We start from the raw sequence: 7,727 nt of genomic DNA, 5'->3' as shown, positions 1-7,727 counted from the left end.
GACCTCGGAGGCATCGAATTTGGTCGTGCGGGATCGGGCCATGGCTGGCCTCCTTTCGAATGTTGGTGTGAAGGAATGATGATTAGATTGACTGAAGGGGCCTCGGATCGTTGGCGATCCTGGCACCGAGGGCTTCGACCATGTCGATGTAGGCGGTCAGCGAGACGGATCTGCCAGAACCGCAAGGATCAGGGTCGACCGATCCGTCCCGCGCCACCCGCGGCAGTCTCGCGAAGGCAATGACATCGGTGACGGGTCGGATATCGATGAAGGGCGTCCCTCGTGCGACCACAAGAGTGGCCAAGGGAAAGCGCTCGATCGGCGCGAAGGTCGAAACGGTGGTCCAACCGAGATGGAGGAATGTCCCACCCTCCCCGCAGATCACGTGCGCGTTTGGCAATGACGCCGCCTGCTTCAGATAGCCGAGATCACGCAGGACGGTCTCACGCTCGAGCTGCAGTGCCTGGCCCGTCTGGCCGGTTCGGCGTAGTTCCTTGTGCCGCCACCACGAGGCGGCGGTCGCGCGTAACACGCACAAGACACCTGTTTGCATCGGAATGCCCTTCATCAATAACAGCAGACCGGAATCCGGCCCGGACCCATCTGAGGGACCCCAAAGGCCCTCATCCGTCAGTCACAAAACCCGAAGGACACTTTCTCTTTTTCCGGCCCCTTTGGGCACACAACAAAACCGAAAAGCCCGGCCCTTCTGCCGAAGCCATTGATTTCATGCAGCAATTCCAGATCGGCAGGCAAGATCGGCAACGCATATCGGCAAAACCTTGCTTGAAAGTACGAAATGTGTTTATTTTTCAATTACTTTGCAAACATGGAAGATCGGCAAAAATGCTGGAAACACCCGCCAGGATCGAACCCTGCTTCTTCGAGGAGCATATTCCCACAGAACTGGCAGACCTTTCGGTCGACATCCAGAGGGAAGCCACCGGGCTGGGACAAGGGTTGCATCCTGACAGCGCAGCCGAGCTTGCCGATCTCGTCCGCGTGATGAACTGCTACTACTCCAACCTGATCGAAGGACACAACACGCGCCCCCGCGACATCGAAAGGGCGCTGGCGGGCGCCGAGCTTGAGGAAGAAACCCGTCCCCTCGCCCTTGAGGCCCGAGCGCACGTCATCGTTCAACGGGCCATCGACGAGATGCATCGCAAGGGCACCCTGCCCCGCCCCACATCCGTCGAATTCCTGACTTGGGTCCATAAGAGCTTCTACGAAGAGATGCCGGATGAGTTTCGGGTCATCGAACATCCCGACGGCACACAAGAGCCCATCGTTCCGGGACGCATGCGCCAGGATGATGATCGGGAAGTTGCGGTCGGGCGCCACCTACCTCCTTCATCGTCGCGCGTCGCGGCATTCATGGACCATTTCGACAAACGATTTCAGATTGCGGCGCGGTCTTCGAGCGGACGGATCATCGCGATCGCCTCTGCACATCACCGGCTCAACTACATCCACCCTTTCCCGGATGGGAACGGTCGTGTCAGCAGACTGATGTCTCATGCCATGGCCCTCACAGCGGGGATTGGTGGCCAAGGGCTCTGGTCCGTATCACGTGGGCTGGCCCGCGGGCTAACCGATCGAGGCGAGTACAAACGGATGATGGATCTGGCCGACAGTCCACGCCGCGGAGACCGCGACGGACGGGGGAACCTGTCAGAAGCGGCACTGAAGACGTTTAGTGAGTGGTTCCTAAAGGTGACGCTCGACCAGATCACCTTCTCAGCAAGATTGTTCGATCTCGGCGGACTAGACCAACGGTATCGTCGTCTTGTTGCAGATACCATCGATGACAAGCGAGCGCCGGAACTAATCTCGGCGGTTCTTCGTCATGGGGCACTGGAACGAGGCGATGCGCAGATTGTGCTCAAGACGTCCGAGCGTACTGCTCGCAACACGCTGAGTAAACTGACCGCCGCCGGATACATGACGTCCGCCTCGCCGAAGACGCCAGTACGGTTGACGTTTCCGTTGGATTATAGAGAGCGGCTCTTTCCAAACCTCTTTGGAGACGGTGACATGCCCGTGTGACTGGCAACCGAAGCACCCTGTTTCTGGCCAAGTCCGCGAGCGCAACCTCTGACCGTGTTGGAAAGAAGTTCACAGCTGTGAACTATCCCGAGCTATCCTACTTGTCAGCCGAGTTCACAGCTGTGAACTCATCATGCAGCATCCCGCCGCATCAAGGCCATGATCATCGGACCGCAGGAGAACTCCCCAATTGCTGCCTTTGAAGATAGGGTTCTCAAGTAGCCTCCAGGTGATCGGATATCCGCAAACCGTTCAAGCATTGCAACGATCACAACAGACGCTTCTTCGGGACCCATATAGCGTTTCGCCTCGTCCCACGCGGACGGGGAAATACCCATCATGGGCCTGACCACATCAGCCACCCGGACCAGATCGTGCCAGTGGCGCACGGGCTGCTCGGAATACGCTTTGAATTCCTGACAGGAAGCGAGGACGAGACCAAGCGGTATGTTCGGCATCAGTTGATCGTCAATAGTTGCCGTTGAGTTGCCCTCATCTTCAGAACACAGATGACTATTGGCAACTTCTGGAGTTTCGCGCACAGCGCCTCCGCCCCGCGCTTTTTCTAAGCGAGGTTCAAGATCATAAGAGTCTTTATTTGAATTCTGATAGTGCTGCTCAGAAACAGCATCATTGGTGCTCATATTTTCTGTTTCACAGCCATCCAGAAGGCTTCGGGCGTGATCTAAAGCTGACCCCAAAGCGTCTTCGATGCGCCTAAGGTCTTCCATTTCGAGTTTTCTGCGAAGATCTCGGGCCATTAGGGCCGCAAGATCAGAGAATTGGTCCCAGACGCCCTGATCCGGACGAAGTGAGCGCCCGTACTCGGCCAGCCCTGCGAGGTCACGCCGCATGAGGCTCACAGTGGCACGTAAGCGCTTGTACCGCTCTTCTGCGGCCCGGACGGTCTCAGCGGCCTCACAAACCTCCTGGAAGCGTCGAACGAGCGGAGAGAGGTCGAACCCAAACGCAACCTTTTCGTCGCCGTAGCGGCGGGCATAGCGCTTCCCATTGGGGCTATCGCGCCGGACAACAAAGCCAGTCTGCACAAGGTTGGAGAGGTGGCGCCGCATCGTCGAGCAGGGCATGCCGTTCAGGCGCTCGCAAATCGCCTTGTTGGACGGATGTACAATCAATTCGCTGTCATTGCCTCCGAGAATTGTCGCTTGGTGAAAGCTGACCAGCGCCTGAAGCACCGTCAAATCCCGATCGGACAAGCCGAACGCGACTCGAGCGGCAGCGAGCTCCCTCAGGACCTCCCACTTGTTGGCGCCGGCTGGGGGCAGGTCTTCTTGGGTCGCTGCCTGATGTTTCAGGATGGCAGCATCTATCGTTCGCCGGAACGGCGTTACGGGCGTGTAGTCCATTTTGTCATTCACGAAGACAAAAATATCCCGGTCCGCGAATCACTTTGGACTTGCGGAAAATAGCTCCGGACACTACCTTGAAGGTGCTAGAAACAAGTTAGGGTCTCGTGGAGTGGTCGCTTTGCGGGACCTTTTCTTTTGCCTTTTCGTGCCTCCTTCTTTGATTTCTGCTCTTCCTCAGTCTTCCGACCGCTGCTTCCAGCGTTCGTGAAGGTCTTCAATCATGTCATGCACTTGCGTCTCGACCCAATCGGCGAAGTCTCCACCCGCCAACTCGATCGATAGGCCCTTGGCAGTGCGTTTGACCGTGCCGCCGCGTTTGCCGCCGATCTTCAGCGGGACGCTGGAAGGTGGGGCAGGGGAGGGCGACTTGGCCGGTTTAATCGCCTTGGTCACAGCCTTTTCTACGGCCAGGAACGCTTGGATGGACGTGTCATTGGTAGAGGCAACGTCATCCACCACCATGGAGGTCTCGGCATTTTCACGTGCCTCTTTCGCGATCCCGATAAGGTCCTCGCAGTCCAGACCATTTTCGTCGATGGCCCGACCAAGGGATTCCCATCGGGGTCGGCCAATGCCATGGGCGGCGCCAATGGCGCGTACCAGATCCGGCCCGACCATGTCCGCGATCGCGATCGCCATAGATATGGACGACTTCGTGACGGTAAGAATTTCTGCAACCTGAGATTGATTTCCGAAGCCGGACGACACAAGGTCCTTTGCGAACAGGGCCTTTTCAATAAAAGACAAATCGCGCCGCCCCATGTTCTCCGAAATCTGAGCACGCAGAGCGCTGTCGTCATCCAGGTTGGTGACTAACGCGCGAACCTTGGTAACCTTATCGGACTGACGGATCGCCTCCAGCCTGCGTCGCCCATAGACCAAAAGGTAGCGATCATCTTCACCCGGCGCACGTCGCACGAGGATCGGAACAGTCTGACCGTTCGCCTCAATCGCATCGCGCAAATCCAGTACATCGGCCGGGTCAAGCCGGTCCGCCATACGCCCGTCTTCGATGCTCGCCGGGTCCAGTTCCCAAACATGATGGGAATCGACCGCGTCGCGGGCGGACCGAAGGGCGCGATTCGAGGTCATCATCGGTGTCACAGCACCTGTCTGAGGGGCAGGGGAGGGGGCCCCAGCTGCCGCGAGACTGTCCAGCATTGACATGCGCTTCTTCTTGCCACTGGTCATGTGCGCCCCCAGGTTTTCTGGATTAGGTCGGCGATCTCGTCATTCAGCGTATTCAGGCTCTCAATCGCGCGATCATAGGTGGAACGCGTGAACGCGCTGCGTTCCACTTCATAAAGTGTCTGCTTGGTCAGGCCCGCATCTGAGATGGCTGTGGACTTCAACATGGGCGAATTCAGCACGGCTTCGCCGTACATTGTTCGCAGGAAAGCCACGATGCGGTTCTGCGGCGCATCCTGCGGCTCGTAGCGGGTCAAAACATAGCGCATCCAGTCATGAGACATGTCAGCGCCGCTCTCGGCGATCACGTCCATGAGGTCGGCTGTCATGCGGAGGAATTGCGACATGGACATCACATCGAGCATCTCTGGATGGATGGTCACCAGAACGCCCGTGGCCGCGGACAGGGCGGACATGGTCAGAAAGCCAAGCTGCGGAGGGCAATCTATGACGACCACGTCGTAGTCCTCATCGACCTGGGCCAGCGCCTCCTTCACGCGGAAGAAGAAAAGTCCGGCATTGCCCTGCGCCAGCGCGCGCGGGGTGTCGTGCTCGAACTCCATCAGTTCGAGGTTGCCGGGGATCAAGTCCAAATTGGGGATATAGGTCTTGCGGATGACCGACCGGATCGGCTCCGGGTCCTCATAGCGGATCGCATCGTAGAGAGTGCCGCCATCTTCGAGGTCCAATTCCGGCTGAACGCCGTGCAGCGCGGTGAAGGAAGCTTGTGGGTCAAGATCAATGCCCAGCACACGATATCCGCGCAGGGCAAGCCGTTGGGCGAGATGGGCAGAGGTTGTTGTTTTTCCGGACCCGCCCTTGAAATTCATCACGCCGATGACCTGAAGATGATCACCTTCTCGTCGTCCGGGAACGTAATCGCCCGGCTTGCGAGCGGTTTTTTCAAGGAGTACACGCAGCGCCTGGATATCCTGCGCCGAGTAAAGACGACGGTTGCCGGCGGTAAGCTCGGGAGAAGGCCCTTTGCCATCCAAGTTGAGTTTGCGAAGATAGGAATCGTTTACGCCGAGCAGCGCCGCAGCCTCACCAGAGGTGAATTTGCGCATGGTCTTCTCGGCATCGGGTGGAAACAGGCTCTCACGTTGCGAATGCAACTGGTTCGCCAGCCATTCCGAATGCTGGCGGATCACCGCGTTGAGATCCTCATGCACAAAGGTATTATCCATCTGCCCTCTCGCTTCCGAGACATCGCGTCTTTGGCGTGTTCACGGAAATTGACGTTTTTTGCCTCGTTTCCGTGACTATTGGCGCAAGAGTCGGATTCGCGCAAGGTTTTTCCACATCTAGTGGGCGAGTCGTCACCGAACACAAGGCTGTTAGGCTTCCTGCTGCATGGTGTAACGCACCGCATCTCACGAAAAGGGACAGGGGAGAACTCTTGTCGGAGGGCTCCAGCATGGCTTTGAGCGCACCAGAGCTTGCCTTTTGGCAGTTCTGGATATACATTACTGGATGTTTATCCATGCCTGAGAGGACAAGATGCAAGTTGCCAAATGGGGAAACTCCCTTGCCGTCCGGCTACCCGCGGATCTTGTGAGGGAACTCGGCTTAAAGGAAGGCGATCAGGTCGACCTGGTAAAGGACGATGGAACCATTCTTGTGAGACGCCAAACTCGCGCCGATGAAGTTCTACAAGGGCTGAGGCGGTTTCGCAGAAAACTGCCCAAGGATGCGCGTCTAAGCCGCGACGCCGCGCATGAGCGCTGAATTCGCAGACACGAATGTTGTGCTCTACCTGCTCGACGATGGTCCAAAGGCTGAGAGGGCGGAGGAAATTCTGGGGCAGGGACCCCGGATCAGCGTTCAGGTCCTGAACGAAGCGATGGTCAATTGCCGACGGAAAGCTGGGCTCAGTTGGGAAGATACCGGAGCGTTTCTTGAGGGTATTACGTCCGTATGCCCTGTCGAGGGCCTAACGGTTCAAACCCATCAAGTCGGTCGCGCGTTGGCAGAGAAGTACCAGTTATCGGTCTATGACGCGATGATCGTGTCTGCCGCGCTGATCGCTGGGTGCACGACTTTGTGGACTGAGGACATGCACGACGGATTGCTGGTCGAGGATCGGCTGCGCATCGTCAATCCATTTGCCTGACCAGCAACCCAAGTCGCTCCGCCCGTTCCAACAGCATCCTGACGGATGACGGTTGCCAGCTTGTGCGTCCCCGTGGAGTCCGCTCACGCATGGCTTCCAACCGGTCGCAGATCGCCTGTAGCGTGATATCCGGGTCCGAACCTTTGATGGCCGCAACAATCGCAGGCAGGCGATCGTCGGTTTTGCGGCGTCCAGCGCGTCCAAGCACTTCAGCGGGCAGGAACCCATCCCGCACATATGCCTTCACGGCACGGAGCAGGCGGCTTTGCGTCCAACGGCGGTCTTGGGGCAGGGGGGCATTGATAATCCGCAGCACGTCTTCCCAGGCCATATCCGGCCGTAGGCGGCGCACATGGGGCACCCAATCCTGCGCGGTTTCGTTCAGGCGCTCCATGTAGCCGTCCTGTCGTGCCAGCCGCACCTTGCGCAGCGCGGCGGGGTCTTTGGTGCGAAGCCCAGGATTGCCACCAACGCGGCCCTTGGCGCGTGCAGAGACAAGCCCGGCCTTCGTGCGCTCACGTATCAGCGCGCGCTCGAACTCCGCCGCGGCGCCCAGAACCTGCAATGTGAATTTTCCTTGAGGGGAGGCGGTGTCGATGGGGTCCTGCAGCGAGCGGAAGAAAGCTCCCTTGGCCTCCAGACGCTCGATCACCTCCAGTAAGTGCGACAGAGACCGCGCAAGCCGGTCGATCCGCACGACGACCAGCGTATCGCCGCTCTGGACCCGTTCGAGCACCCGCGCGAGCACAGGACGCGCGCGATTGCCGCCTGAGGCGTGCTCTTCAAAGATCTCGGCACAGCCCGCCGATTGCAGCGTCTCGGACTGGGGCAGGGGGGTCTGATCCTCTGTGGAAACGCGGGCATAGCCTATCAGGGACATGAAAACGGGCCGTTTGCAATTTTATGTATCACTGTCGCGTTTAATTCCCGATTTCAATTGAAGCAGAAAGCTGAAACTGAAGCGCTGGAATTTCATCTTAGCGCTTCACCAACGCGTCAAGATTCCT

At 58.2% G+C, this 7,727-nt stretch carries 8 protein-coding genes; 3 read left to right on the top strand and 5 right to left on the bottom strand.

The window, feature by feature from the left end; genetic code table 11:
- Positions 1–82 precede the first annotated feature (82 nt).
- Positions 83–553, bottom strand: a complete 471-nt coding sequence (locus GGR17_RS19850) for a hypothetical protein (protein ID WP_235974561.1) — start codon at positions 551–553, stop codon at positions 83–85.
- A 293-nt stretch (positions 554–846) separates the two neighbouring features.
- On the opposite strand from GGR17_RS19850, the gene GGR17_RS19845 reads away from it, so the two are divergent.
- The gene (locus tag GGR17_RS19845; RefSeq protein ID WP_054540538.1) at positions 847–2,049 is read left to right on the top strand and encodes a Fic family protein; all 1,203 of its coding nucleotides are present in this window, start codon (positions 847–849) and stop codon (positions 2,047–2,049) included.
- Between the two features lie 131 nt (positions 2,050–2,180).
- On the opposite strand, the gene repC is transcribed toward GGR17_RS19845, so the two are convergent.
- From repC to repA, 3 genes are all read right to left on the bottom strand, one after another.
- Complete coding sequence (gene repC / locus GGR17_RS19840; protein ID WP_012187363.1) at positions 2,181–3,416, bottom strand: plasmid replication protein RepC; 1,236 nt, start codon at positions 3,414–3,416, stop codon at positions 2,181–2,183.
- Positions 3,417–3,593: 177 nt separating this feature from the next.
- A complete protein-coding gene (gene repB / locus GGR17_RS19835) occupies positions 3,594–4,610 on the bottom strand; it encodes a plasmid partitioning protein RepB (protein WP_054540539.1) in 1,017 nt (338 codons plus the stop codon).
- A complete protein-coding gene (gene repA / locus GGR17_RS19830) occupies positions 4,607–5,794 on the bottom strand; it encodes a plasmid partitioning protein RepA (RefSeq protein ID WP_027263652.1) in 1,188 nt (395 codons plus the stop codon). The genes repB and repA overlap by 4 nt, the downstream gene beginning before the upstream one ends.
- A gap of 313 nt (positions 5,795–6,107) precedes the next feature.
- On the opposite strand from repA, the gene GGR17_RS19825 reads away from it, so the two are divergent.
- Both GGR17_RS19825 and GGR17_RS19820 read left to right on the top strand, forming a co-directional pair.
- Positions 6,108–6,335: an AbrB/MazE/SpoVT family DNA-binding domain-containing protein gene (locus tag GGR17_RS19825; protein WP_054540540.1), complete on the top strand. Its 228-nt coding sequence runs from the start codon at positions 6,108–6,110 to the stop codon at positions 6,333–6,335.
- Positions 6,325–6,720 carry a PIN domain-containing protein gene (locus GGR17_RS19820; RefSeq protein WP_012187367.1) on the top strand — a complete coding sequence of 132 codons (396 nt, stop codon included), beginning with the start codon at positions 6,325–6,327 and terminating at the stop codon, positions 6,718–6,720. The genes GGR17_RS19825 and GGR17_RS19820 overlap by 11 nt, the downstream gene beginning before the upstream one ends.
- Here the strand turns inward: GGR17_RS19820 and GGR17_RS19815 are convergent.
- Positions 6,704–7,600, bottom strand: a complete 897-nt coding sequence (locus GGR17_RS19815) for a recombinase family protein (RefSeq protein WP_054540541.1) — start codon at positions 7,598–7,600, stop codon at positions 6,704–6,706. The two genes, GGR17_RS19820 and GGR17_RS19815, sit on opposite strands and share 17 nt — an antisense overlap.
- Between the last annotated feature and the right edge of the window lie 127 nt (positions 7,601–7,727).

The sequence above is a fragment of the Actibacterium naphthalenivorans genome (assembly GCF_014196965.1).
GTDB lineage: Bacteria > Pseudomonadota > Alphaproteobacteria > Rhodobacterales > Rhodobacteraceae > Actibacterium_A > Actibacterium_A naphthalenivorans.
This window is presented reverse-complemented; position numbering and strand designations above follow the sequence as displayed.

Coding starts and splice junctions, on each gene's coding strand:
- GGR17_RS19850 (WP_235974561.1), bottom strand. CDS start 553: ATGCAAACAGGTGTCTTGTGCGTGTTACGCGCGACCGCCGCCTCGTGG.
- GGR17_RS19845 (WP_054540538.1), top strand. CDS start 847: ATGCTGGAAACACCCGCCAGGATCGAACCCTGCTTCTTCGAGGAGCAT.
- repC (WP_012187363.1), bottom strand. CDS start 3,416: ATGGACTACACGCCCGTAACGCCGTTCCGGCGAACGATAGATGCTGCC.
- repB (WP_054540539.1), bottom strand. CDS start 4,610: ATGACCAGTGGCAAGAAGAAGCGCATGTCAATGCTGGACAGTCTCGCG.
- repA (WP_027263652.1), bottom strand. CDS start 5,794: ATGGATAATACCTTTGTGCATGAGGATCTCAACGCGGTGATCCGCCAG.
- GGR17_RS19825 (WP_054540540.1), top strand. CDS start 6,108: ATGCAAGTTGCCAAATGGGGAAACTCCCTTGCCGTCCGGCTACCCGCG.
- GGR17_RS19820 (WP_012187367.1), top strand. CDS start 6,325: ATGAGCGCTGAATTCGCAGACACGAATGTTGTGCTCTACCTGCTCGAC.
- GGR17_RS19815 (WP_054540541.1), bottom strand. CDS start 7,600: ATGTCCCTGATAGGCTATGCCCGCGTTTCCACAGAGGATCAGACCCCC.